General features: G+C 69.1%; 21 protein-coding genes and 1 pseudogene. 15 read left to right on the forward strand and 7 right to left on the reverse strand.

The window, feature by feature from the left end; genetic code table 11:
* Positions 1-148 precede the first annotated feature (148 nt).
* Both ACGFZQ_RS41845 and ACGFZQ_RS41850 read right to left on the reverse strand, forming a co-directional pair.
* Positions 149-652, reverse strand: a complete 504-nt coding sequence (locus ACGFZQ_RS41845; protein WP_393844829.1) for a hypothetical protein — start codon at positions 650-652, stop codon at positions 149-151.
* A gap of 176 nt (positions 653-828) precedes the next feature.
* Positions 829-1,027 (reverse strand): annotated as a pseudogene (locus tag ACGFZQ_RS41850) (steroid 3-ketoacyl-CoA thiolase); the annotation flags it as partial.
* A gap of 105 nt (positions 1,028-1,132) precedes the next feature.
* Between ACGFZQ_RS41850 and ACGFZQ_RS41855 the strand changes: the two are divergent.
* The 9 genes from ACGFZQ_RS41855 to ACGFZQ_RS41895 all read left to right on the forward strand — a co-directional run bounded on the left by ACGFZQ_RS41855 (position 1,133) and on the right by ACGFZQ_RS41895 (position 8,771).
* A complete protein-coding gene (locus tag ACGFZQ_RS41855) occupies positions 1,133-1,597 on the forward strand; it encodes a winged helix-turn-helix transcriptional regulator (protein ID WP_393844830.1) in 465 nt (154 codons plus the stop codon).
* Positions 1,598-1,661: 64 nt separating this feature from the next.
* Complete coding sequence (locus ACGFZQ_RS41860) at positions 1,662-2,465, forward strand: thioesterase family protein (protein ID WP_393844831.1); 804 nt, start codon at positions 1,662-1,664, stop codon at positions 2,463-2,465.
* Positions 2,466-2,547: 82 nt separating this feature from the next.
* Complete coding sequence (locus tag ACGFZQ_RS41865) at positions 2,548-4,275, forward strand: fatty acyl-AMP ligase (RefSeq protein ID WP_393844832.1); 1,728 nt, start codon at positions 2,548-2,550, stop codon at positions 4,273-4,275.
* Between the two features lie 47 nt (positions 4,276-4,322).
* Positions 4,323-5,318 carry an acyl-CoA desaturase gene (locus ACGFZQ_RS41870; RefSeq protein ID WP_393844833.1) on the forward strand — a complete coding sequence of 332 codons (996 nt, stop codon included), beginning with the start codon at positions 4,323-4,325 and terminating at the stop codon, positions 5,316-5,318.
* Positions 5,318-6,280, forward strand: coding sequence for an acyl-CoA desaturase (locus tag ACGFZQ_RS41875; RefSeq protein ID WP_393844834.1), 963 nt, complete (start codon positions 5,318-5,320; stop codon positions 6,278-6,280). Before ACGFZQ_RS41870 ends, ACGFZQ_RS41875 begins: the two co-directional genes overlap by 1 nt.
* A 55-nt stretch (positions 6,281-6,335) precedes the next feature.
* A complete protein-coding gene (locus tag ACGFZQ_RS41880) occupies positions 6,336-6,599 on the forward strand; it encodes an acyl carrier protein (protein ID WP_393844835.1) in 264 nt (87 codons plus the stop codon).
* Between the two features lie 11 nt (positions 6,600-6,610).
* Complete coding sequence (locus tag ACGFZQ_RS41885) at positions 6,611-7,717, forward strand: fatty acid desaturase (RefSeq protein WP_393844836.1); 1,107 nt, start codon at positions 6,611-6,613, stop codon at positions 7,715-7,717.
* On the forward strand, positions 7,714-8,598 hold the full coding sequence (locus tag ACGFZQ_RS41890; protein ID WP_393844837.1) for an alpha/beta fold hydrolase: 885 nt from the start codon (positions 7,714-7,716) through the stop codon (positions 8,596-8,598). Before ACGFZQ_RS41885 ends, ACGFZQ_RS41890 begins: the two co-directional genes overlap by 4 nt.
* A complete protein-coding gene (locus ACGFZQ_RS41895; protein ID WP_393844838.1) occupies positions 8,595-8,771 on the forward strand; it encodes a rubredoxin in 177 nt (58 codons plus the stop codon). The genes ACGFZQ_RS41890 and ACGFZQ_RS41895 overlap by 4 nt, the downstream gene beginning before the upstream one ends.
* Positions 8,772-8,778: 7 nt before the next feature.
* Here the strand turns inward: ACGFZQ_RS41895 and ACGFZQ_RS41900 are convergent, their stop codons facing one another.
* From ACGFZQ_RS41900 to ACGFZQ_RS41920, 5 genes are all read right to left on the reverse strand, one after another.
* Entirely contained in the window at positions 8,779-10,044 is a 1,266-nt protein-coding gene (locus ACGFZQ_RS41900) for a phenylacetate--CoA ligase family protein (RefSeq protein WP_393844839.1), read from the reverse strand.
* Entirely contained in the window at positions 10,034-11,500 is a 1,467-nt protein-coding gene (locus ACGFZQ_RS41905) for an MFS transporter (RefSeq protein WP_393844840.1), read from the reverse strand. The genes ACGFZQ_RS41900 and ACGFZQ_RS41905 overlap by 11 nt, the downstream gene beginning before the upstream one ends.
* 42 nt (positions 11,501-11,542) lie before the next feature.
* Positions 11,543-12,787, reverse strand: a complete 1,245-nt coding sequence (locus ACGFZQ_RS41910) for a cytochrome P450 (protein ID WP_393844841.1) — start codon at positions 12,785-12,787, stop codon at positions 11,543-11,545.
* Positions 12,788-13,247: 460 nt separating this feature from the next.
* Positions 13,248-14,519, reverse strand: coding sequence for an iron-containing alcohol dehydrogenase (locus ACGFZQ_RS41915; RefSeq protein ID WP_393844842.1), 1,272 nt, complete (start codon positions 14,517-14,519; stop codon positions 13,248-13,250).
* A gap of 21 nt (positions 14,520-14,540) precedes the next feature.
* Positions 14,541-14,921 (reverse strand): RidA family protein, encoded by a 381-nt coding sequence (locus tag ACGFZQ_RS41920; protein WP_393844843.1) that lies wholly within the window; start codon positions 14,919-14,921, stop codon positions 14,541-14,543.
* Between the two features lie 2,732 nt (positions 14,922-17,653).
* On the opposite strand from ACGFZQ_RS41920, the gene ACGFZQ_RS41925 reads away from it, so the two are divergent.
* The 6 genes from ACGFZQ_RS41925 (at position 17,654) to aepY (ending at position 24,377) form a co-directional block, all read left to right on the forward strand.
* Positions 17,654-18,040, forward strand: a complete 387-nt coding sequence (locus ACGFZQ_RS41925; RefSeq protein ID WP_393844844.1) for a hypothetical protein — start codon at positions 17,654-17,656, stop codon at positions 18,038-18,040.
* 351 nt (positions 18,041-18,391) lie between these two features.
* Complete coding sequence (locus ACGFZQ_RS41930; RefSeq protein WP_393844845.1) at positions 18,392-19,750, forward strand: histidine kinase; 1,359 nt, start codon at positions 18,392-18,394, stop codon at positions 19,748-19,750.
* Positions 19,747-21,147, forward strand: coding sequence for an aldehyde dehydrogenase family protein (locus tag ACGFZQ_RS41935; protein WP_393844846.1), 1,401 nt, complete (start codon positions 19,747-19,749; stop codon positions 21,145-21,147). The genes ACGFZQ_RS41930 and ACGFZQ_RS41935 overlap by 4 nt, the downstream gene beginning before the upstream one ends.
* Positions 21,148-21,223: 76 nt before the next feature.
* Positions 21,224-22,246, forward strand: coding sequence for a C-terminal binding protein (locus tag ACGFZQ_RS41940; protein ID WP_393844847.1), 1,023 nt, complete (start codon positions 21,224-21,226; stop codon positions 22,244-22,246).
* Positions 22,243-23,247: a phosphoenolpyruvate mutase gene (gene aepX / locus ACGFZQ_RS41945; protein ID WP_393844848.1), complete on the forward strand. Its 1,005-nt coding sequence runs from the start codon at positions 22,243-22,245 to the stop codon at positions 23,245-23,247. Before ACGFZQ_RS41940 ends, aepX begins: the two co-directional genes overlap by 4 nt.
* Positions 23,244-24,377 (forward strand): phosphonopyruvate decarboxylase, encoded by a 1,134-nt coding sequence (gene aepY, locus ACGFZQ_RS41950; RefSeq protein WP_393844849.1) that lies wholly within the window; start codon positions 23,244-23,246, stop codon positions 24,375-24,377. Before aepX ends, aepY begins: the two co-directional genes overlap by 4 nt.
* The last annotated feature ends 11 nt before the right edge of the window (positions 24,378-24,388 follow it).

A 24,388-nucleotide genomic window follows, 5' to 3' on the forward strand; every position in this document is an offset into this window, starting at 1 on the left:
CCTGATGACACCGACTTCGGCCCCGTCGGGGCCGAGACGGACGGCTGCCCCAGTTCACTCTGAATTAGGCCACATGGCATGCTGCGGACGCCGTTGATCGTCGCGGAGCGAGACGACAGGGAGCATCGCGGCGGCGGCACTTCCCGCTTCAGGGCGCTCGGCGCCGACTGGCGGTCGGGCAGGGGTGCGTCGCCTGCGGTCGGCAACCCGGCCCACCGCGTTCCGTACCTGCGTACTCGACGCCGTGAGGCCCGTGTCCGTCGCGGTGACGGTGTTCCTCGTTGCTGGGCTTGTCGGGCGGTGTACGGCCCGCCTGCCTCTCCGCCTCGATGAGCGGCTGCACCGTCCTGGGTCTCCTTGTGAAGAAAGCCCTGGCCCGCTCGTGGATCTCCACGTCCTCCCGCAGGCGGCGGTTCTCCCGCCGCAACTGGGCCGGTTCCCCGCGTTCGCTGCTGGGCAGGCCCTTGCTCTCGCCGTTGTCGACCTCGGCCTGCCTGACCCGGTCGCGCACCGCGGTCTGGGTCAGGTCGAAGTCCTTGGCGACCTGGCCGCCCAAGTGGTCCCAGCGTCGGCACAGTTCGACGATCCCGGCCTTGAACTCCGACGTGAACGAGTGGCGAGGACGCGGCTTCTTCTTCCCCACGCTCGCCATGACGGACGTCAGCCTTTCGCAGGGTCCGGTGCAGCCCGAATCGAATGCCGTTGATTTCCGCCGCCATCCTCAGCCTGGAGCGGCGACACTGAAAAGGCTCACTCGCTCGCGCCCCGGCCTCCGCCACGACGCGGCGGCCTTCCTGCGGGGCGGAGTCGAAGACGCCCGGGCTGCGGCAGCCGTTCGACAATGGTGGCGTTGGCCGGTCCGCCGGCCTCGCACATGGTCTGCAGTCCGTACCGCCCCACGCTGTTCGAGGACGGACAGGAGTGTGGTCATCAACCGCCCCGTGCCGCCCAGGGGGTGACCGATCGCGGTGGTCCCGCCGTGGATGTTGACCTTGGCCAGGTCGGCCCCGGTCTCGGCCTGCCAGGCGTACCGGTCGGCGACGCCCACCCCTTGAGTTGGGTATCACAACCCACCAGTTCAGGCTGGAAAGAGCTCTCTGGAGTGCTGGGTTGTGCATTAGGGTGGAGACGTATGGTCTCGGTCACGCGGGAGGTGTGGTCAATGCCGCGTGGTGGGCGCGAATGCTCGATCGCCGATGCTCTGTCAGTGGTCGGCGAGCGGTGGAGTCTGCTGGCGATGCGGGAGATCCTGCTCGGCGTCCGGCGCTTCGACCTGATCGTCCATGCCACCGGGGCCAGCCGGGACATCCTGACCAGCAGACTGCGCAAGCTGGTCGAGCGCGGCGTACTGGAGCGTGTGCAGTACGAGCAGTCCCCGCCACGCTATGAGTATGTGCCCACGGAGGCGGGCCGAGCCCTCGGTCCCATCCTGCTCAGCCTCATGGAATGGGGCGATCGTTACGTTCGCCAAGGTTCCGCGCCCACCGCGTTCGCCTGTGAGTGCGGTTCCGAACTGCATCCCGTGACGGTGTGTGGAGAGTGCGGCGCGCCTGTCTCCGCCGAGGCGCGGGTGACTCGTCTCGGGGCGGTGCGGTAGATCATTCACGGAGATGTGAGGTGGATCACATGCCCTCAACTCTCTTTGGTGTTACCGTTGGTATATGTCAACAAGTGACGGAGTCGACTTAGATCCGCCGGGCAGAATTCTGCGTAAACCGGTGGCAGATCAGGTAGACGCTCCACAGCACTTGCACGGCTTCGGGGGCCTTCACGGGGGATTCGCGCTCGCACTCCTCGGATCCGTTATGCGAACGCACGCTTCCGGCCTTGAGTTGCGGAGCATCAGTGCGACGTTCGGCAGGCCCATTCGGTCCGGATTCCATGTGACGAGCGGCCTGGCCCGGTCCGGGAGGACCACCAGGACCGTGACCGCCGCAGCCGAGTCCGATGCGGCCAAACATATCGAGGCGAGCGCGGTGTTCGGGGCGGCCGGGGTACCCCCGTCGCCCGTCGTGACGGCCTCCGCGCCGGCGGCACCCGCACCCGAGGAGTGCGAACCGCTCGTCATCCCCAGGGAGTTCTTGCCCATCTCCACCAGCATGGAGATCCGTCCGGTGGGACCGGGCCGCCCCTACGCGGGCGGCGACGAACCCGAGCTGACGGCCTGGGTGCGGCTCACCGAGGACGACGACCCGCCGGATGTCCTCCGGTTCGTTTTCCTCATGGACGCCCTGGCGCCGTCGTACACGGCGATCCTCTCCACCCTCGTCCTCGTCCCGACCGTCGAGCTGACGGTACGGCCTGCGGCTGGCCTGTCCGGTGCGCACTCCCCTTGGGTCCTGGTACGGGCGCGGACGGTGTCGGCCGATTCCGGAGGATGGGTCGACGAAACCATGGACGCGTGGGATCCGGACGGAACGCATCTGGGTTCCGGCCATCAGTTGCGTGTCGTGCGGCAGGGCTGATCCTGCAAGGTTCCTTTCTGAATTCGAATGTGGCAGAAAGGTTTTTTCTGTGCACGCCTCGAAGAACTGCACGGGAACTTCCATGCCCGAAATCATGGAAAAACGAGCCGACGAACAGCCGGAGAAGATCGCTTTCCGTTTTCTGTCGGACGGAACAAGTGACCAGAAAACAGACTGGACTTATCGGGAACTGGCCACCTGTGCCCGAGCGGTCTCCGGCGAGCTGAACCGCGCCGGCGTCGACGGCGGCCGGGTGGTCCTGGCCCTCGACCCCGGCCTCGACTACGTGGCCGGCCTGTTCGGGATCCTCCGGTCCGGCGCCACCGCCGTACCGTCGTTCCCCCCGGTGGGGCGGGGCTCGCTGGCCCGGTTCCGCTCCATCGTGGCCGACTGCGCCCCCGATGCCGTTCTCACCGACGCGCGGTTCGCCCCGCACGTCGCCGAGTTCGAGGAGCAGCTCCCGGCCGGGCTGCCGCGGCCCCGCTGGATCTTCCCCGACGAGGACTTCTTCCATGCCCCCTCGGACACCCCACTCAGGGTGGCCGACCCGGCGCTGCTGCAGTACAGCTCCGGTTCCACCGGCGACCCCAAGGGCGTCGTTCTCACCCACGCCAACCTGGTCAGCAACTGCGAGGCGCTGGCCCGGCACATGGGCGCCGATCCCGACCGGGTCGGCTGTTCTTGGCTCCCGCCCTACCATGACATGGGACTGATGGGGACCATCCTGCTCGCCGTGCACGGCGGCTGGCCGCTGGTCATGATGTCGCCGCTGCACTTCGTGCAGCACCCCTACCGCTGGCTGAAGGCGATCACCGACCACCGGGTGACCATCACCGTCGGGCCCAACTTCGCCTTCGACCTGTGCGCCTCCGCCATCGACGACGACGAGCTGCGCACCCTCGACCTCAGCACGCTGCGCCAGGTCTTCTGCGGCAGCGAACCGGTGTCGGGCGCGACCCTCCAGCAGTTCGCGGACCGCTTCGGGCCGACCTGCGGCTTCGACGCGTCCTCGGTCATCCCCTGCTACGGCCTCGCCGAGGCCACGCTCTTCGTCGCGGGCAAGACGCTGGCCAGCGGGCACCCGAGGATCGAACGACTCGACAAACGGGCCCTGGAACAAGGTGAGGCCCGCCACGCGGAAGCCGCCGACGGGGGCGCGGTGGAACTCGTCAGCTGCGGAGCCGTGGCCGACGGACACGAGGTCCGCGTGGTCGACCCCGCCACCGGACGCGAGCTGCCCCCCGGACGGATCGGCGAGCTGTGGATCGGCGGGCCGAACGTGGCGGCGGGCTACCTCGACCGCCCGGACGCGACCCACGACACGTTCGGCGCGCGTCTGGCCGACGACAGGCCGGAGTACCTCCGCAGTGGCGACCTCGGGTTCCTGTTCGACGGCGAGCTGTTCGTCACCGGACGGCTCAAGGACCTGATCGTCGTCGGTGGGCGCAACATCCACCCGCAGGACGTCGAGGAGTCCGTACGGCGCTCCCACCCCGCGATGCGCAGGACGGCGGCCTTCTCCGTGCCCGCCGAGCACGGCGTCGAGGAGATGGTGGTCGTGGTCGCCGAATTCCGCGGTCCTGCCGAGGAGTTCATTCGGGAGGAGGGCGAACTGCGTGACCGGGTCACCGCCGAGATCACCGGCGAGCACGGGGTGCGCCCCGCGGCGCTGCACTTCGGGCCGCCGGGGACGGTGCTCATGACCACCAGCGGCAAGGTTCGCCGCGCCGCCACCCGCGCCGCCTGGCTGGCGGGCGAACTGAAGTCCTTCCCGCGGCCCGCCGCCCGGCCTCAGGCACCGGTCCGGTGACCGGGCCCACGCCCTCCGCGGGGAGCGGCTCCGGTGGGGCTGGTGCGGTGAGTGGTTTTGACGGCGCCGTATCGGGGAGCGGCCCCGGCGGCACCGGCCCAGCACGCGGCACCACCTCGGCACCCGGCCCGTCGGCCTCGCCCGCAGGGGAGGCCGACCCGGCGGCCAGGCGGCTGGCCTTCGTGACGGTGGGCGTCCCCACGGTCGGCTTCGTCGCGGCCGTCGTCTTCTCCCTCCGGTACGGCTTCACTCTCACCGACGGCCTGCTGCTGGTCGGCATGTACGCGGTGACCTCGCTGGGCGTGGAGGGCGGCTTCCACCGCTTTTTCTCCCACCGGTCCTTCCGCGCGGGCCCTGTCGTGACGGCCACGTGGGGCATCGCCGGAAGCATGGCGGCGCAGGGGCCGGTGCTGTTCTGGGTCGCTACCCACCGCCAGCACCACGCCTTCACCGACCGGGACGGCGACCCGCACTCGCCGCGGCCGATCGGCTCCGGCCGGGGCGCCCGGCTCCGGGGCCTGTGGCACGGACACGTCGGCTGGCTGTTCTCGGTGCGCCGCCAGAACTGGGGCAAGCGCGTCCCCGACCTGGTCAGGGACCGGCTCGTCGTGCGGCTCAACCAGTACTACTTCTGGTGGGTCCTGGCCGGACTCGCCCTGCCGACGTTGCTGGGCTGGCTGTGCACCGGGACCGCGCGCGGCGCCCTCGGCGGCCTTCTGTGGGGCGGACTGGCGCGGATCTTCCTCCTCGACCAGGTGACCTGGGGGATCAACTCCCTCGGCCACACCCTGGGCAACCGTCCCTACCGGACCCGGGACAACAGCCGCAACGTGGCGCCCCTGGCGGCCATCTCGGTCGGCGGTTCCTGGCACAACAACCACCATGCGCGTCCCGCCCTGGCGCACAACCGGCACGGGCTGTGGCAGATCGACCCCACCGGGTCGGTCATCCGGGTCCTCGACGCCCTGGGGCTGGTGTCCGACGCGCGGTACCCCGAGCACGAACGGCCCCGTGAGAAGACCCAGCAGAGAGGAGTTGCCTGATGTCCACGGGCACGGCCACCCCGGGCGCACTGTCGCCCGGCGTGATCAGGCTGGACCCCGCCAGCCTGCGGATCAAACGTTTCTCCGCCCTGACCACCATGACGCTGCCGCTCATCGGTACTGCGGGCGCGGTGTACTTCCTGTGGGCGGGGATGTACACGGCGACTGACCTGTGGCTGTTCGGTGCGATGTACTTCGTCCACATGTTCGGAATCACGGTCGGCTTCCACCGCTACCTCGCCCACAAGGCGTTCAAGACCTCCCCCGCCTTCGAAGCAGTGCTCGTCGTCGCGGGCTCCATGGGCGCCCAGGGCCCACTGATGTTCTGGGTGACCACGCACCGCCGCCACCACCGCTTCAGCGACCGGGACGGCGACCCGCATTCCCCGAACCTGCACGGCCGTACCTTCAAGGAGCGTCTGCACGGCTTGTGGTACGCCCACATGCCGTGGATGCTCAGCCCCGAGTCCAGCAAGTGGACCGTCTTCGGGCCGGACGTCCTGCGCAACCGCCGGCTCATGTACTACCACCGCACCTACCCGGTGTGGGTGCTCGCCGGGCTCCTCGCGCCCGCCCTGATCGGCTTCGCCGTCGAGGGCACCGCGATGTCCGCGCTGACCGGTCTGGTCTTCGGCGGCCTCGCGCGCATCTTCGTCGCCAACCAGGCGGCGTGGTGCGTGGGTTCCGTCTGCCACGCGTTCGGCGGCCGCCCCTTCGACAACGAGGACCGCAGCGCCAACAACTGGCCCGTCGCCCTGCTCACCTTCGGCGAGGGGCTGCAGAACAACCACCACGCGTTCCCCGGCTCCTACCGGCACGGGGTCACCTGGTGGGAACCCGACCTCAGCGGCTGGCTGGTCGCCGGACTCGGCAGGCTCGGGGTCGTATGGAGCCTGCGCGGACCGGACAAGGCGGCGATCGCACGCCGCAAGGAACGCCGGCAGAGGACCACGGCTGCCTGACGCCAACCCCCTACCCGGAGCAGGAGTTGCGGACATGTTCAAGAGGAAGCGAACCGTGCCCAAACCCGAGGGCCCGCTGACGGAGAAGGCTCTGCACCAGTGGCTGGTCGAGTACCTCGCGGCGCGCCTTGACGTAGCCCCGGGCACCATCGACACCAGGAAGACCTTCGAGTCGTACGGTCTCGACTCGCGCGTGGCCGTACAGGTCTCCGGCGCGCTGGAGAAGGTGGTTGAGCACCGGCTGTCCCCGGGGCTGCTGTACGAGTACCAGTCCATCGACGAACTGAGCCAGTACCTGGCGCGGGAACTCCGGCTCTAGCGGGAGGCGACATGGGCGCGTTCAACTTTCCTTCGGCACCCGACGCACATTTCGATGACTTTCTCCGCCGGTCGCGGCAGATCGAGGGGGAGCGGCTGGCCGACGCCATCCCCAAGGAGTACTTCCAGCCGCGGGTGGCCCGGGGCCTGCTGGGCTTCGCGGTCAGCTGGGCGCTGTACGCCGGTGCCGTCGCCGGTCTCCTCTGGAGCCCGAACTGGTGGCTCCGGATTCCGCTGTGGGTTGTGGCGGGCCTCGGCGGCTGGGGGCTGCACTGCATTGCGCACGACTGCGGACACGGATCTTTCTCACGGTCCCGCAGGTTCAACCACGCCGTGGGGCACATCTCGCTGCTGCCCATCGTCTACCCCTTCCACGCATGGCGGCACGTGCACAACATGCACCACAGCAGCACCAACCACCTGGAGCTGGACACGGACTGGCGGCCGCTGCCGGCCGGCATGTACGACCGGATGTCCCTGCGCCAGAAACTGGTCTACCTCTCCACCCGCACCTGGGCATTCTGGGGCGGCACCATCGACTACTGGCTGAAGTCCGGCTTCCGCCCCGGGTTCTTCCCCAAGCGGCAGCAGCGGCGCGAGGTGCGGCGCTCGATGGCCTTCGTGCTGCTGGTGGCGGTGCCGTATGTAACCATGCTGGGCTGGTTCTTCGGCGTCGAGGGCATCCTCGTCTGCTTCGTGGCGCCCTGGCTCGTCACCCACGCCTGGTTCAGCGCCACCACCCTCATGCACCACAGCGCGAGCGACGTGCCTTACCTGACCGCGGAGCACTGGACACGCAACGTCAGCCGACTGCTGGTCACCACGGACTACGTGTACCCGAGGTGGCTGCTGTTCCTGACACACAACATCTCCATCCATACGGCCCACCACGTCGCTCCGGTGGTGCCCTTCTACAACCTGCCCCGGGCCCAGCAGGCGCTGAAGCGGCAGTACCCGGGCATGGTGCGCGAACGCCGGTTCTCCTTCAAACAGATGTGGCTAATCGTGCGCCGACTCCACTTCTATGACACGGAGTCGGGCTTCTACACCGACCTCTCACGGGCCAAGGTGGAGCCGGAGACGCAGCCGGCCGCGGTCACCGGGAAGCGCGCTTCATGACAGCGGGCTTGTCGGCGGGACGGACGCTGCGCGGGATCGCGTACGCCGCCCTGGGGGCCGTGGCTCCCGGGGCGGTGTCTCGCTGGGCGACGGATGTCTTCAGCGACACCCGGGCGCTGCGCATCCGGCCCGACAACCTGCTGCCCATCGGGGCGGCGCGGTTCTCCGTCGAGAACTGCCCCGACTCACCGAGCGGTTACCTGTGGGGCGAGCGGTCCGCCGCGGGCACGGCCCTGCTCGTGCACGGCTGGGCCTCCGACAGCAGCAGCATGCATCCGCTGGTCGGGCCGATGCGGGACCTGGGCTTCACCGTCGCCGCCTTCGACGCCCCGGCGCACGGGGTGCGCGCGGGCTCGCAGGCGACCATGTCCCAGTACGCCGACGCGGTGGGCGCGGTGCTGGACACGCTGGGGGACGTGCGGGTGGTCGTCGCGCACTCCCTGGGCACGATCGCGGCGATCGCCGCGGCGGCGGCGCGCGGCGCGCCCCTGGACTGCCTGGTGCTGATCTCCCCCACCTGCACACTGGCGGGAGTGCTGGAGCGGTGGGACGGCGCCGGGTTACGGCTGTCCAGCGCCACGGTGGACGGCATCCGCCGTGAGTTGCACCGCCGCAACGGCGTCCCGGTGACCCACTGGGACGCCGTGGGCCTAGGACGGTCCCTGGAATGCCCGGTGCTGGCCATCCATGACCCCGACGACCCGATGGTTCCGTACACCGACGCCGAGACTGTCGTGGCCGGGCTGAGCGAAGCCCGCCTGGAGAGGGCGCCGGGGGAGGGGCACCTGGCGATCCTCGTGTCCCGACACGTCCGGGCACTGGTCTCCGCCTTCGTCGCCGAGCACACGGCGGACCGACGAGGCGGGAGGACCAGGCTGTGACCGACGGCAAGCGCGCCTGGATGTGCCTGCTGTGCGGATGGGTCTACTACGAGGAACTGGGACTGCCGGAGGAGGGCATACCGCCCGGAACCGCCTGGCAGGACATCCCGGACGCCTGGGAGTGCCCTGAGTGCGGCGCCGCCAAGGCGGACTTCGTGATGGACCAGCTGTGAACGGCCGTCAGGCGTTCGGCCGTTCGTCCACCACCCGCAGCAGTTTCCCGGTGCGATGGTTCACCGCGAGACCGGCGTGGTCGGTCCACTCCACGGTGACCGGGTGGACGTAACCTGCCGCCACGCTCTCGGCGTACAGCTGGCGCCCGGCGTCCAGCCCGGCCACCACGGCGTCGGCCAGGGCACCGCTGTCGGTGAAGCCAGGGCGGCCCGCCAGCCGTAACACCAGGCCGTCCCGCCCCTCCCAGTGCCGGGCGACGAGCTGGACGCCGACGATGTCGCCGGCGCCATCGGCCTCGTTGACGATGCGGCGGATGTCCTCGACGTACACCGTCACCGGCCCGATCCGGGCACCCTCCTCGTGCCGCCCCAGGATCCGGAAGAGACCCGCCTCGACGTCCAGCCACTCGCCCCGGTCGCCCACCGGATAGCGCAGCAGTGGCATAAGCCGACGGCTCAGGTCGGTCTTCAGGATCCGCCCGGGCCGCCCCGCCGTGCGGATCGGCTCGCCGGTGTCCTCGTCGACGATCTCCAGCATCATGTCCTGCGTCGGCGCCCGGTACACATGGCGCCCCTCGCCGTCCGGCTTGGGATGCCCGAGCTGCCCCGCGTCGACGCTGACGTACGCCGCCGGGCTCACCGTCGCGCGCGGGAAAGCCTGTGCCAGCAGCCGCCGTTGGTCCTCGAAGACCGGTTCGCCGGCGAAGAACAGCAGCTCGACAGAGGGCACCGACTCGCCTCGGGCGGTCAAGTGCCCGGCGACCCCGCACAGCGTGGTCGGTGTGCCTCCGACGACCTGGACGGCGAACTCCTGGAGCACATGGGCGGCCGTCTCGGGGGAGGCCGCGCCGCCGACGGGCAGCCGTACGGTATCCACCGGCACGTGGGTGAGGGAGTCCCCGAACATGAAGAAACTGGCGTACAGCTCACCGACGTAGAAGAGGTTCGCCACCCGGTGGCCGTCCCGCAGTCCCATCTCGACCAGCCCCGCACCGAGTGCCGTGGCGAGCCGGTCCCACTCGTCGCGGGTGTAGCAGGAGAACTTGGGGGCCCCTGTGGTGCCGCCGCTCTTGTAGACAACGGCCTCGGCGAGGGGAGCGGTCAGGACTCGGTTGCCGGTGAGGGAGTTGGCCTCCCAGAAGGCCGCGTGGTCGACGATCGGTAACTCGGAGAGGCTGTCGACGGTCTCCGGGAGGCCCGCGTACAGCTCCTGGTAGAAAGGCGAGTTCTTCCGCACGAAGGCGAAGAGCGCGTTGAGCGGGTCATCGGCCATGGGATACGTCCTTCACGCTGTCGGTCGTCGGACGTGCGGGGGAGGCGGGCGGGGCGGGGCGGGTGTGCCGCAGCAACAGACAGCAGGAGAGCGTCGCGGCCACCGTGCCCGCGAGGCCGAACACCCAGCCGTGGTCGAAGGCGTGGACCAGCGCGTCCGTTCCGCGCGGTTCACCGATCACGGCGACCAGCCCGGCTACCCCGATCACGCCGCCGGCCTGCCGGGCCATGGTCGCCAGCGCGGACCCGGTGGAGAAGTTCTGCGGGGGCAGTTTGCTCACGGCGGTCGCCACCAGGGTGGGCATCGCGAGGCAGACGCCGATCCCGGTCAGCAGCATGCCCGGCAGCAGCCCGGTCAGGTAGTCGTGGTCGGAGGGGTCCAGGCGTACCAGCCACCACGCGAGCCCGAGGCCGAACAGCACGCAGCCGACCGTGGCCGTGGCACCCAGCCCGATTCGCCGCCCCACCATCCCGGCGTACTTCGACAGCAGAGGCACCATGAGCGGTCCCGGGGCGATCGCCAGGCCCGTGGTCAGGGCCGACCACGACCACACGTCCTGGCACCACAGGGTCACCGACAGCAGCATGGTCGCGAACGGTACCGCGAACAGCAGGTTCGCCAGCATGGCCGGGCGCACGGACGGCAGCCGCAGCAGGTCCAGGGGCAGCACCGGCGAGGGGTGGCGCCCCGAGTGCAGGGCGAACAGCGCCAACAGGACGACGGCGACGCCCAGGCAGATCGCGGGACCGGCGGAGGCCCAGCCCCAGGACTGACCCTTGACCAGGCCCAGGGCGACGGCGCCGACGCCACCGGTGAGCAGGCCCGCGCCCAGCAGGTCGACGGGGCCGCCGGTCGCGTGGCCCGGGGTGCGGGGGAGGGCGCGCAGGCCGAAGATGACGGTGACGACTCCCACCGGAAGGTTGATCAGGAAGATCCACCGCCAGTCGAGCTGCGCGAGCGCGCCGCCGATGACCGGCCCCAGCGCGGCGGCGAGGCCGCTGAGGGCGGCCCAGTTGCGGATCGCCGGTGTGCGCTGCTCCGGCGCGGCGGCGGCCAGCAGGATCCCGAGCGACGCCGGGATCAGCAGGGCCGCCCCCGCGGCTTGTACCACGCGGGCCCCGACGAGGAACCACACGCCCGGGGCGACCGCGCACAGCACGGAGGCGGCGGTGAAGACGCCGACGCCCAGCAGATAGGCGCGCCGCGGACCGGTGCGGTCGGCGATACTTCCGGCAGGGACGAGCAGCGCGGCGAAGACCACGGCGTAGGCGTTCAGCACCCAGGACAGAGAAGATAACGCGGTGCCGTGGAAATCGGCGCTGATGTCTGGCATCGCCACGTTGACGACGAAGAGATCCAGATTGGACATCGCCACGCCGGCGGCCACGAGGGCGAAGACGAGCCGGAACCCCGGGTTCGTCGCCTTCGCCGCGGCGGCTGATGTCTGCTGAGCCATCGTTCTCCACTCAAGTATGTGAGGCGGGTCTGGCGGTCCGGGTCACGAGACCCGGATGTGGAACGTCTCGAAGCCACGCTGGACCAACTGGTCACGGTATGTCGGCTCGCCGTGGATCACCGGGTTCGGGAAGCGCCGGACGAGGGCGTTCAGGGCGATCGCACCTTCCAGCCGTCCCAGGGCCGAGCCGAGGCAGTAGTGGGCGCCGAGACCGAACGTCAGCGGCTGGACGTTGGGGCGGGAGGGGTCGAAGCGGCCCGGGGCGTCGAAGCGACGCGGATCCCGGTTGCCGGCCGCGATCAGCAGCAGGACGGCGGTTCCGGCGGGCAGGGGGACGCCGAAGTACTCGATGTCCTCGGCGACCACCCGGTTGAGCACCTGGACGGCCGGGTCGTACCGGAACCCCTCCTCCACGAAGGCCGCAGCGAGCTCCGGATCCTCGCGGACCCGGTCCGCGTGCTCGGGGTGCCGGGCGGCGAGCGCCATGGTGTTGCCCACCAGGTCGAACGGCGCGGCGGTCCCGGCCACCAGGAGCACCATGTACGTCGCGATCAGCTCGTCCTCGCTCAGGTCCGCGCCGTCGTCGCGGGCCTTGGCGAACGCGGAGACCAGGTCCTGCTCAGGTGTGGCGCGGCGGCGGGCGACCAGGTCCGCGAAGTAGGCGGCAAGCTCCTCCACGGCGTGGTTGGCCGAGGTGAGCAGGGCCGGGTCGCCGAACGGGTCGAGGCCCTCGGTGACCGGGCGCAGCAGCGGCTGGATCGCCGGCTGCTCCTCGGGCGGGATGCCCAGCAGCTCACCCATGACCGCCAGCGGCAGTCGGCAGGCGAAGGTGTCCATGAACTCGACCGGTTCGCCGCCCGCGCCGAGCTTCTCCACCCGGTCGACGGCCGCTTCGGTGAGCCGTTCCAGCATGGGCCGCATCGCGCTGACGGCGGTGGGGCTGAACGGGGTCGTGGAGAACCGCCGCAGCCGCTCGTGGATCGGGTCGTTGTGGAACAGCATGGTGGTGCAGATGGACCGCCAGGCGGGCTGCTCCCGCCACCCCGGCACCAGTCGGTCGCGCATCGTCGGGTCGGTGGAGACGAACGCCGGTTCGCGCAGCGCCCGCGCACACTCCTCGTAGCCGGTCAGGACGGCCAGGGGGCCGAGGTTCAGCACCGGGCCGTGAGCCCGTAACGCCTCGTAGATCGGATAGGGGTTGGCCCGGCCCGCGGGGGTACCGAGTGCAGCCATCGCTTCGGCGGGGTCGAGCGTCGAGGCGATGGGACTGAGCGTTGACTCACCCATGCGGCAGCTCCATCCGCGCGTTGCGCGCAGAGTTGGATTTTCCAACTTATCGTCGCGAGATATTAGAACACCCGGACTGGCGTGGCAATACGCGGAAAACGCGCCACGCCGGCTCGCGTGGCGCGCAAGGGAGCGGGGCGCTCGGTGTGGATCGGTCCCGGTGGCTTCGCGGTCGCTGACGGATGGTGAGGCCACCTGCGACCAGGTGCGACTCTGGGAGGCAGCCCGCCCAACCGACTCTGCTCAACACCATGGCTTCGGTGTGGGAGTCCGCGGGCGCGGTCGACTCCACCGTAGAGGCCGCCGTCACAGGAGACACCGACTGCCGACGAGAACGGCACGAGAGCCTCGTGCATTGCGGATATCTGTGTCGTCACCCGATCAGTGGCCCCGCTGGAAGGGCTCAGCAACTGCACGGCATTGCGAGGCGAGGCCGCAACTTTCCAGACTCCCTCATCACTCAGTCAAGGAGTGGCAGCAAGTCGGCCACAGTAAGCACACAGGGATTGTTGGCGGCTCGGCCGGAAGCCAGAGCCGCCGTCATGGGGGCAAGCCAACGGTCCGCGGGCAGGGCGAGTTGTTCGATTCCGGTCGGTCGGTCGGCCAAGGCCAGTAGCTGTTCGGTCAACTGCCTTACCCCGCGCCCGGCTTGGGTGTGCGCGATGTTCTCGATGTCGGCCACCGCGTCGCGCACGGCCGCGGAGCCCTGCGGATGCCGACAGTCCGGGTCGGTCAGCCTGGCGTGCCGCTCCAGCAGCCAGGGCAGGTGCAGGGCCACGGCTGTGCCGTGGGCCAGTCCGAGGCGCAGGGTCAGGTCGTACGACAAGGCATGTGCCGCCGTGGTGCGGCTGATGTTGATCGCGGCCCCCGCCAGGGAGGCGCCAAGGGCCAACTCGGTGCGTACCCGTGGATCCGAGAAGACGCCGGTGTCCGCCGCGAGGGCGAGCGCGGGCAGTAGCTTGCCCAGCGCGTCCAACGCCAGCGTCTGTGAGGCCGGCGTAGCCGCGACGGACCAGTACGACTCGATGCTTTGAGCCAGGGCGTCGAGACCGGTCGAGACAGAGTCCCCGAGCGGCAGTGATTCGGTCAGGTCCTGGTCGACGAGGGCCAGGTCGGCCCTGGCCTGGTCCACGTCGAGGGACTGCTTGCGCCCTTCGACGTAAACAGTGGCGAACTGTGTCATCTCGCTCCCGGAGCCCGCGGTGGTGGGCATCAGCACGAGTGCGCACCGGCGGACTTCGGTGATGACCTCGGGGTGCCGCAGACACTCTTCCGGGCTGCGACGCTGCTCGGCCAAGACTGCTATCGCCTTGGCCACGTCCAGGCTGCTGCCGCCGCCGATACCGATCACCGCTTGCGGCTCGAAGCGCCGCATGGTGGTGATCCCGGCCCGGATCTGCTCGATGCCCGGGTTGGGCTGTACGCCGTCGAAGTGCTCCACCTCGTGCCGCGCTGACAGGGCCGCGATGAACCGGTGGGCGCCCGAGCGTTCATAGGAGGTCCGGCCGTGAACCACCAGGAGCCGCTTGACGCGTAGCTGGGCCAGCGCCTCCCCCAGACATTCCGCGGCCCCACGGCCCACATAGGCTGCCGGGTGGCCAGGGATGCGCTTCAGGCCGGGCCAGGCGTCGGCGAAACCTGCCGGGTCGTCCTCGGTCGGCCAGGTGCCTGACGCGCGCTCGCCGGGCGAGCCGGTCACCGGGTCACCGCCGCCCGGCCGCGGCGTGGACATGGCAGCCCTGGAAGCCGGCGGTCACGGACGGACCGCGAGCGCGTCCACTTCGACGAGCGCGCCGGGGGCAAGTCCGACGGTGACGGTGGTACGCGCGGGGAACGGCCCGACGAGGACATCGCGGTAGGCGGCGTCCATGGCTTCGAAGTCGTCGTCGTGGGCGAGATGGACACGGACCATCAGGACGTCCTGCCATCCGGCTCCATCGGCGGCCAGGACCGCTTCCACCTGCTTCAGGGCACGTCGGGTCTGTTCGGCGATGTCGGCTCGAAGGACCGCACCGGTCGCGGCGTCCGTGGCGATCTGACCACAGACCTGTAGGAAGGGGCCTATGCGGCGGCCTTGGCTGTAGGCTCCGACCGGCTCCGGGGCGGCCGGGGTACTGATGGTGATGAAGGACATGGTGTTCTCCTGAGCGGGGATCACGATGGGCCGAGAGAGAAATCCGCTTGCCGGCACAGGCTGCTGACCGCCGCCATGTGCTCAGTTCGCCCGGATCGGCTGCCTCCGGGAAAAACCCCCAGTGTGGGCGGGACGACGTCGGCTCCGTGGTCGGTGTACCACGAGGTGAGGTCGGGAAGGACGGGGGCGGGGCATCGGCCGGGTCGTCCGCGGGCGCGACTGTCCATGGGGGTGACGGGCCAGCGCCTCGGTTCACCCTGGCACTGTACGTTCGCACCGTCGCTGCCGCGGCCGCGGCAGCGACGGTGCCCTGCGGAGCCCAGGTCGGTCGTTCTGGTCGAGGATGTCGGCGCGGGAGATGTCGACCAGATGCAGCCCCGGGCGAGCCCGCGACGGCGGGGCGTCCCGGGTGTCCCGCGCCTGCCAGGGGGCACCCTGGCCCCACTCGTGAGCCGGCCCTGCGCGCTGGCAGCACTCGGCAAGCGGGACCGTGCAGCAGGGCCGACTACGGGTGTGCGGAGTATCGGTCGGCCACGGGCCGGGGGCGACGAAATCGGCTCCCGCGGACGTCGGATGAACCCAGTACCCGTGCGAGGCGCCCAGGATCATGAGCAGGGCTCCGCCGTCTGTCGAGGCGCTCTGCCATGAGTGGTGGTGGTGTCGAACGGCGAACCGAAGGCCCGGCGAAGTCCAGGGAGCGAGAGGCGCCGCAGTTCTTCGGACAGGGTGTCGTACACGACCGGCCCGCGAGCGCCAGCCGGAAGGGCGGCGTCCATGGACATCGGCGTGCGGTCGGCATTGATGATTTCCCCTGAAGTAATGCATCCGCAAGGCCTGATTGATATGTCACCCGAAAATCCAGTTCACGGCACGATGGGCATGGCAAGGCACCCTACTAGATTCCGGGAGTAGTAAAGCACCCGGGTGTTGCGGGAGCAAGCGATTTTTTTGGAGTGGCGATTCGGGAATGTCCAGGTTGCCTGAGGTTAAAATGGGGGTTGCACCTTAATTTCCGGACAATCCGGTCGCGCTGGTGGTAGTGTGACCCACTTCACTGTGTGGAGTGGAGTGGTCCTGGTTAGGTAATAGGGGTGCGCCTGGAGAGGGTGGCCATTTCCCCCATAGAGTTTATCTAATTCTGTGTCGATCTATGGGTCGGTTACTCCTCATTGATGCACGTGATCGCGGCGGTGGACGGGGGTTGTGTATCTTGCCGTGCGAGCTGGAGGCATGGGCCGTGGTGAGAGCGCCGCGGGGGTGCGAGTTAGGGCTGCCTGGTACTTTCTCGGCGGAGGCGGGGCGCCGAGGCGAACGCGGTGTCTCTTTCGGTGGCTGTCTGACGACTCCGCCGAGCAAGCCGATAACCGTTGCGAGACGTGAGTACGCCATCTTTTTGAACGCGGAGTATGAACTCGCAGCGGGAAAACCGGCGATCTGCTGCGAGGGAGCGGTCCCGCCGCTTGGGCGGTTGCAGCACAAATACGGTCACGATGCATGTGATGACGGGATGCTGTCGTATCTGTATGTATTCGGTGACGCGCTTTATGTGTGGACGGTGGCGCTCGATTACGCACTGATGGCCAAATTCTTCGAATACTGCGCGCCAATCGGATATACGCAGCGGAAAGGTGTCACAGAGCTCCGTCTCGGAATGGAGACGTGCAAGGCGAAGGTGGCTCGCGGCGTCTTACTCAGCCCCCTCTGGCCGGTTGCTCTGCCCAGTGGACGGTCGCCGTGTCCGACGGTGCCCCCGTCGGACACGGCGAAGCGGCGCCTGGAGTGCGGGGCCCGCGCCGTCACGGTGGATCAGCCGGCAGCTGCCCTGGGCCGCCGGCTAGGACATGACCGGATCCCTCGGCACCGGGAACGAGAAAGCACGGTGACCCGCCCCGCGCTCATCGTGGACGGCGTCGGCCGTGACTACAGCGAGAGGAAGAAGGTCGTCAGCGGGCCGTCGAAGGTCTACGAACGGCTTCGCGCGGCCGTGGCGAAACTTTCGGGCGAGGGCATCGGGCCGCTGCTCATCAGTCACCATCTGCAGGACAGGGAGCGTCTCACCTCCGGTGTCGTCATCCTGCAGGAAGAGCGGGTCCCCCATGACCTGCCGATCGACGACCTGGGGGAGCGGACCGGCGGCGCGGCCACGGTCACGAGCCTCTCCAGCGATCCCTGTATCACTGCCACGGAGGCCACGAAGGCCACGAAGGCCTCCGGTATCCGGGGGTTAGGCGTCATCAGGGACGTGCGCGTGCAGCCCGTCGGGCTTGAGCAAGCGTTCGGCGTCCGGTCGGCGCCGAGTCGGGAGCGTCCGGATGACGGCGCTGCGGAACAGGGAGGACCCCCGGCCCGGCCTGGCCGGGCACAGGACGCGTGCGCGGCTGCCGGTCCTCGGGCAAAGCATGACCTCCCAGCCCGGACAACAGCACATCCTCGGTGCCGTGATCCCCGGGTGTGTGGTCTTAGCGACCCGGTGGCCGGCGACTCTGCCGGCCCGGAAGACGAACTCCCCGCTGACGGCCGAAGAGACCCAGCCCGGCTGTGGGCTGCTCGCTCGGTGGGACGGCACACCGACCGGCATCCTCGCTCGGCGGACCGGTCTCGGCACAGTGTCGCCGGCCTGGACCGTCGGTACGACACTGCGTTGCGCGCTGCCGAGCTGCCTCTTCCTTCTGACAGCCGCCGCGATGCGGATCGCCGGGGCACTCGTGTACCCCATGTCCATCCCGGGCGTAATGGCCGTCACAGTCGACATGCTCGCTGTCTGGCTGTGCTTTGTACCGGACGTGAACCCGCTGCGGGCGGCCCGGTTGCCGACCGCGGCTGCCGAGGGACATCCCCAGAGCGCCGTCGCACGGGTTCTCCTGTTCACCACCACGGGCGTCTGTGCGGCACTGGCATGGTGGTCCTTCAGGGCGGTGCCGCCACTCTTGTTCCTCGCCTGTGTGGCATATCTGGCAGGGGGGCTGGATGGGCGGCGGTTCGCGATCATCGGGTCCTGCATCCATGCCGTCTCGCTCACCGTCGTGGTCAACGCAGCGGGCACCATGACCGAGGATCTCGTCGAGGGTCCCTGTACCAGGTGCGGATGGGCCGATTCGGTCTGTTCCTCGTCCAGTTGACCCGGTGCCGGACGGAAGCCGTCTCGACCGGTCTTCCGCTTCTGGCCGCCGGGAGGGAGTTCATCGCGGAGCACGTGCGGATCGACACGATCTCACCCGGGCCCGTGGACACACCCACGTGGGCAACGCGACCCGGCGAGAAGGTGGACCGGCGAAGGCGCGTGGCAGCCGAGAGCCTTTCAGAGCGAATCGGGACGGCGGAGGAGATCGCGGACATGGTCCTGTGCTCGCGTCGCCGTAAGCCGCATATGTCGCGGCACACGATCTCGTCGTGGACGGCGTGATGAGCTCCTGGAGCATCGGGCGCGCAGTCGGCTCAGGTTCCCGAATCCCCGAGACGGAGAGGATGACATGGACGGATCAGTCGTCGATCCCTACAAACTGAGGCACTGGCTGAACGCTCGCAAGGTGACGCCCGACCTCGTCGGCGCGCACACCGCGGTGAGTCCGGCCGTCCTGAACGAGATACTGCGTCACCGGCGCACGCGGCTCCCGGGCCGGGACGCCGCCGAGCTGGCCGACTTTCTGAACATCACGGTCGGCCAGCTCGGCGGCGACGACGACCTGCCCACGGTCCTTCACCAGACGGCCGAACAGCTCAAAGCCACCGGCAGAACGGTGGAACGCGGCGGGATCGAGTTCTACAACTACTACACCCTGCCTGCGCCGCTGGGCTGGATCGCCCCGGTCATCCTCGACATCCTCTGCCCGCACGACCGGCTGCCCGAGCTGAACAACGGCCACCTCGAGCCGGCCATCACCGTCAATCTCGGTCCGGGAGACATCAACGGCCGCTGGGGAGACGAACTCTCCGATGCCACGTGGAGCGTTCTGCGAGCGAACCGGGACCCGGCGGACTCCTGGATCGTGGGGGACTCCTACGTCGAGCCTCCCTACTGTCCGCACACCTACTCCCTGGCGTCCAGGGAGCCCGCGCGGATTCTGTCGTACACCACGCGTTCCAACCTTCACCGCTTCACGGAAGGGCTCAACACCTGGGGAGAGCCCGCCTTCGCCCGGCTGACGGCAGACCTGGGCGAGGCACCCGAGGGAGCGGCACTGCTCACCATCGAACTGGCCCGCCGGGGCTTCGACGCGCCGATCGCCGCTGAGGCCGCGGGGGTCGACCCGGAGCGCGTGGTCGCCTACCTCCAGGACCGGACGAGCGCCCTCGATCCCGCCGACATCATCGCTCTGTCCCGATGTCTCGGACTCGACTATCGCACGCTGCTGCCGGTGCACCGCTCCCACGACGCGGTCGGCAAGACGTACGGTTCGTTCGACGACAGCATCGCCGGGATTCGCAGATTCAGGTCGTACACCGTCGCCTCGATGGCTGCTTCGCCCCAGTTGCCGGACCTGTACGGTCTCTTCGTCCTGGTAGACAACCGGTCCCCGGAGTTCGAGCCGGATCTGTGCGAGCACGGTCCGACCCACTACCTCGTCACCGAGGGGTCGCCGCTGCTGCACTGGACCGGTTCGGACGGTACGAGCCGCTCCACCGAGCTCGGCGTCGACGACAGCCTCTGGGTGGGTGCCTGTGTCACCCATGGATTCAGCGGTCAGGGAGCGCTCATCAAGATGAGCGGCGGAGAAGGGTACTCCTACCTGGACCGCATGGAGATGACGAACACCTTCCACACCGACGCGACACTGCGGCGCGGACGCCATGACCGCATCGGCTGGGGAGACCAGGAGCCCGCGGGATGAACACCCTTCTCATAGCGGGCGAATGGGTCGCCGGCGATCGCACCGTCGAGGTCCGCAATCCGTACACCGGCGAGGTCGTGGGCGAGGCCGGCGTGGCGGATGCGGACCAGGTCCGCACCGCGTTCCGTGCGGCACATGCCTACCGTCCCCGGCTCACGGCCTTCGACCGCTCGGAGATTCTCATCGAGGCGGCGGCCGGGATCGAAGCGGACGCGGACGGCTTCGCCGAGTCGATCTGCCTGGAATCCGGGCTGGCTCGCAAGGACGCCGACCGCGAGGTCGGCCGCGCACTCGCACTGCTGCGGGTCTGCGCGGAGGAGGCGAAACGGATCCACGGCGAGGCGATACCCACTGACGTCACTGCGGCGCGCCTCCGGCGTACCGCGGTGACCAGGCGGGACCCGGTGGGTGTGGTGGCCGCCATCACTCCGTTCAACCGACCGCTCAACCAGGCGGCCAACAAGGTCGGGCCGGCCATTGCCGCGGGCAACCGGGTGGTGCTCAAGCCGTCCGAGAAGACGCCCCTCACCGCGGTGCGCTTCGTCCGGTGCCTGCTGGACGCCGGCCTGCCGGCCCCGATGCTGACGCTGCTGACCGGCACGCCGGAGGAGACGGGGGAGGCGCTCATCACCAGCGACTTGATCGACATGGTGACCTTCACCGGCAGCGCGGCCGTCGGACGGCACATCGCCTCCACCATCGGCATGTGCCGGTCCACCTACGAACTCGGCGACAGCGGGGCGCTGATCGTCCTGGACGACGCGGATCTTCCGTCGGCGGCCCGGGCGGCGGCGGCCGGCGCTTTTGCCACATCGGGTCAGTCCTGCCGCGGAGTCAAACGGATCCTGGTGCACGAGGGCGTGGCGAAAGAATTCGTGGAACTGCTGCGGGAGCAGGCAGCGTCCCTCGTGGTCGGCGACCCCCGGAACCCCGGGACGGACGTGGGGACGCTGATCGACGAGGCGGCGGCGCTGGTGGTCCAGGAACGCGTCCAGGAGGCCGTGCGGTCCGGGGCCAGGCTCGTCCACGGAGGCCGCCGGGAGGGCGCCCAGTTCTGGCCCACGGTGCTCGACGAGGTGCCGCACCACATTCCGCTGGTCCGAGAGGAGACCTTCGGACCGTGTGCCCCGGTCATCCGGGTCAGCGGGCTCGACGAGGCGATCGCGATCACCAACGGCACTCGGTACGGGCTGCAGGCCGGACTTTTCACCGAACGACTCAGCGCCGTCCGCCAAGCCATGGACGAACTCGAGGTCGGCGCGGTCATCGTCAACGACGGTCCCCAGTTCGACTCGCCGAACATCCCGTTCGGAGGGGTGAAGGACAGCGGCGTCGGACGCGAAGGTGTACGTTTCGCGATCCACGAGATGACCACACTGCGGACTCTCATCCTCTGAGGGGCCGCACCGCACGACGACGCGCAGACCCGATCCCGACCCGATTTCCGTGCCGACGAACCGTGAAGGGAAGTCCATGTCCGACTACCGAGTCGTCTACACAGACCCAGCGTGGGCGCTGGGCGAGCGCGGAGAGGTAGATCCGCGACTGGCGGAAATCGAGCGGACCGCTCTCCCCGACGACGTCCGACTCGATCTCGGGATGATGCGCGACGGGGAGTTCGTCACCGAAGGGCCGGAATTCCTGGAGTGGATCGCGGGAGCCGACGCCGTCGTCGTGTATCGCGCCCAGGTCTCCGAAGAACTGGCCGATGTGCTGGCCGGCACGTGCAAGGTCGTCGCCCGGCAGGGAGTCGGTGTCGACAATCTCAACGGGCCGGTCCTGGCCCGCCGCGGCATACCGGCCTTCAACGTGCCGGACTACTGCGTCGACGAGGTGGTCACCCACACAATGGCGCTGCTGCTCGCCCTCGAAAGGCACATCTGCGTGCAGGACCAGGCGGTGAAGCAAGGCCGTTGGAACATCTTCACCGGCGGACGTCCGAGGCGGCTTCAGGAACTGACCGCAGGCATCGTGGGATTCGGACGCATCGGACGTGCCGTCAGCAGGAGGCTATCGGGCTTCTACGGTCGAGTCGTCGCCTACGACCCCTGGGTGCACGGCGACTTGATGGTCGGCCACGGCGTCCGCAAGGCGCACAGCCTGGAAGCGTTGCTGACCCAGTCGGACGCGGTCCTGCTCCACGCCGCGCTGGACGACTCGTCCCGGTACCTCGTCAACGAGACCTCACTCGCCCACCTCCGACCCGGAGCGGTACTGGTCAACGCGGCCCGGGGCGGGCTCGTCCGCCCGGAGGCGGTGCTGGAGGCGCTGCGGACAGGCCGACTGCAGGGCTACGCGGCGGACGTGTTCACGCCGGAGGACCCGAACCGCAGCGAGGTCAACCGGGAGATCCTGAAATTCGACAACGTCGTGGTCAGCTCGCACCGCGCCTTCCTCTCCGAGGAAGCGGAGAAGAGCCAGCGGACGAGGGTTGCCGAGCAGGTGGCCGACATCCTCACCACCGGCGAGCCGCCGCGCTTCGGCCGCGTGGCGTGAGCACGGTCCTCTGCCGCAGGCCCTTCGAGCGTCATGCTGAGAACGGAGAGACATCGATGACAGTCAAGGGATCGGGAGCACAGGTCCCGCGCGGCCCCGCTTCTTCGCAACCGGCCGATCAGTTGCGCGAGTTACTCACCAGCGACTCGCTGGGCTTCCTCATGGAAGCGCACAGCGGCCTGTCCGCGAAGATCGTTCAGGACGAGGGGTTCGACGCGATCTGGGCCTCCGGCCTCTCCATAGCCACGGCGTTCGGCGTCAGGGACAGCAACGAGCTGTCGTGGACGCAGGTTCTCGACGTCGTGGGCTCGATCACCGAGGCAGTGAGCACTCCGGTGCTCATGGACGGCGACACCGGCTTCGGGAACTTCAACAACGCCAGACGCCTCGTCACCAGCTTGTGCCGCATGGGCGTGGCCGGCGTGTGCATCGAGGACAAGGTCTTCCCCAAGCTGAACTCCTTTGTCGGGGAGCGCCATCCGTTGGCGGAGATCGACGAGTTCTGCGGCAAGATCAAGGCTTGCAAGGATGCCCAGACCGTACCGGCCTTCAGCGTGGTCGCGCGCGTCGAGGCCTTGGTGGCCGGCCATGGATTCGGCGAGGCGATGCGCAGAGCGGAGGCGTACCGAGAGGCCGGGGCCGACGCCGTGTTCATCCATTCCAAGGAGACAGACGGCAAGGAGATCCTGAGGTTTGCTCAGGAGTGGGCCGAACGGTGCCCGCTCATCGTGACGCCCACCACGTACCACACTGTCCCGACCAACGCGTTTGAGGAGCACGGGGTCTCCGCGGTGATCTGGGCCAACCACATGATGCGGGCCTCGATTGCGGCCATGCGCTCCGCCTGCCGGGAGATCAGGCAGACCCGGACGGTGACGGGGGTGGAGCACAGCATCGCACCGCTGAGCGAGGTCTTCGAACTGCTCGGCTACCGGGAGTTGGAGGAGGCCTCGCGCCGCTATCTGCCACAGAGCGTGCCGCTCGGGGAGGAGGCCCTGTGATCTCCGCCCAGACCTTTGTCCGGTCCGCCGCGGAGCGCGGCTACGACTTCTGCTCCGGGGTGCCTTGCTCGCTGTTGACACCTCTGATCAACCATGTGATCTCCGATGACCACCTGCATTATGTCCCGGCCACCTCGGAGGGCGAGGCGGTCGCCCTGTCGGCCGGCGCCTGGCTGGCAGGCCGGCAGACAGTGACGATGTGCCAGAACTCCGGCCTCGGGAACATGGTCAACCCCTTGACCTCGCTGAACCGACCTTTTCGCATCCCGACCCTGCTCATCTGCACCTGGCGGGGAGAGCCGGGGAAGCCGGACGAGCCGCAGCACGAACTCATGGGCAGGATCACCCCCGGGCTGCTCGAGCTGTTGGAGATCGGGCACGAGTCCTTCCCCGCCGCCGACGACATCGTCGGGGCGACCCTGGACCGGGCTGTCCGGGCAGCTGCGGACCGCCGGACCAGTGCGCTGGTCATGGCCGCCGGGTCGGTGACGGACATGCCCCTGAGCGCGCCGCACGCCACTGCGCCGTTGACGGGCGTAGTCACGGATCTCCGGGAGACCTTCTCCGGAACGACCCGGTTCCAGGCCCTGACGAGCCTCCTGGAGTGGGTTCCCGACGAGGCGGCTGTCCTGGTGTCGACCGGAAAGGGCGGCCGTGAACTGTACACACTCGCCGACCGGGATCAGCACTTCTACCAGGTGGGCTCCATGGGATGCGTCAGCGCTGTGGGTCTGGGAGTGGCTCTGAACTCGCCGAGGCCCGTGGTCGTCCTGGACGGGGACGGGGCCGCGCTGATGAAACTGGGCAACATGGCCACGATCGGGGCCATGCAGCCGGGCAACCTCGTGCACATCGTCCTCGACAACGCCGGCCATGACTCGACGGGAGGTCAGCCGACGGTCTCCCCGGGGGTCGACTTCGCCGGGATCGCCGCGGCGTGCGGCTATCGGACAGCCGCCCGGTGCAACACCCTGGACGGGTTCAGGAACGTACTCGAAGGGCTCACCTCCTGGCAGGGTCCCCACCTGGTGCATCTGCGCATCGCGCCGGGGTCGGTCTCCGGGCTGGGGAGACCGACCATCGGTCCGCACGAGGTGGCGGACCGGTTCCGCTCCTGGCTCGCGGCCTGAACAAGGTTGTC

It is taken from the genome of Streptomyces sp. NPDC048254 (assembly GCF_043201895.1).
GTDB lineage: Bacteria > Actinomycetota > Actinomycetes > Streptomycetales > Streptomycetaceae > Streptomyces.

Bases quoted from the DNA above. Each gene is read 5' to 3' on its own strand.
- ACGFZQ_RS41845 (WP_393844829.1), bottom strand. From the start codon at position 652: ATGGCGAGCGTGGGGAAGAAGAAGCCGCGTCCTCGCCACTCGTTCACG.
- ACGFZQ_RS41855 (WP_393844830.1), top strand. From the start codon at position 1,133: ATGGTCTCGGTCACGCGGGAGGTGTGGTCAATGCCGCGTGGTGGGCGC.
- ACGFZQ_RS41860 (WP_393844831.1), top strand. From the start codon at position 1,662: ATGTCAACAAGTGACGGAGTCGACTTAGATCCGCCGGGCAGAATTCTG.
- ACGFZQ_RS41865 (WP_393844832.1), top strand. From the start codon at position 2,548: ATGCCCGAAATCATGGAAAAACGAGCCGACGAACAGCCGGAGAAGATC.
- ACGFZQ_RS41875 (WP_393844834.1), top strand. From the start codon at position 5,318: ATGTCCACGGGCACGGCCACCCCGGGCGCACTGTCGCCCGGCGTGATC.
- ACGFZQ_RS41885 (WP_393844836.1), top strand. From the start codon at position 6,611: ATGGGCGCGTTCAACTTTCCTTCGGCACCCGACGCACATTTCGATGAC.
- ACGFZQ_RS41890 (WP_393844837.1), top strand. From the start codon at position 7,714: ATGACAGCGGGCTTGTCGGCGGGACGGACGCTGCGCGGGATCGCGTAC.
- ACGFZQ_RS41900 (WP_393844839.1), bottom strand. From the start codon at position 10,044: ATGGCCGATGACCCGCTCAACGCGCTCTTCGCCTTCGTGCGGAAGAAC.
- ACGFZQ_RS41905 (WP_393844840.1), bottom strand. From the start codon at position 11,500: ATGGCTCAGCAGACATCAGCCGCCGCGGCGAAGGCGACGAACCCGGGG.
- ACGFZQ_RS41910 (WP_393844841.1), bottom strand. From the start codon at position 12,787: ATGGGTGAGTCAACGCTCAGTCCCATCGCCTCGACGCTCGACCCCGCC.
- ACGFZQ_RS41915 (WP_393844842.1), bottom strand. From the start codon at position 14,519: ATGTCCACGCCGCGGCCGGGCGGCGGTGACCCGGTGACCGGCTCGCCC.
- ACGFZQ_RS41920 (WP_393844843.1), bottom strand. From the start codon at position 14,921: ATGTCCTTCATCACCATCAGTACCCCGGCCGCCCCGGAGCCGGTCGGA.
- ACGFZQ_RS41925 (WP_393844844.1), top strand. From the start codon at position 17,654: ATGGCCGTCACAGTCGACATGCTCGCTGTCTGGCTGTGCTTTGTACCG.
- ACGFZQ_RS41930 (WP_393844845.1), top strand. From the start codon at position 18,392: ATGGACGGATCAGTCGTCGATCCCTACAAACTGAGGCACTGGCTGAAC.
- ACGFZQ_RS41935 (WP_393844846.1), top strand. From the start codon at position 19,747: ATGAACACCCTTCTCATAGCGGGCGAATGGGTCGCCGGCGATCGCACC.
- ACGFZQ_RS41940 (WP_393844847.1), top strand. From the start codon at position 21,224: ATGTCCGACTACCGAGTCGTCTACACAGACCCAGCGTGGGCGCTGGGC.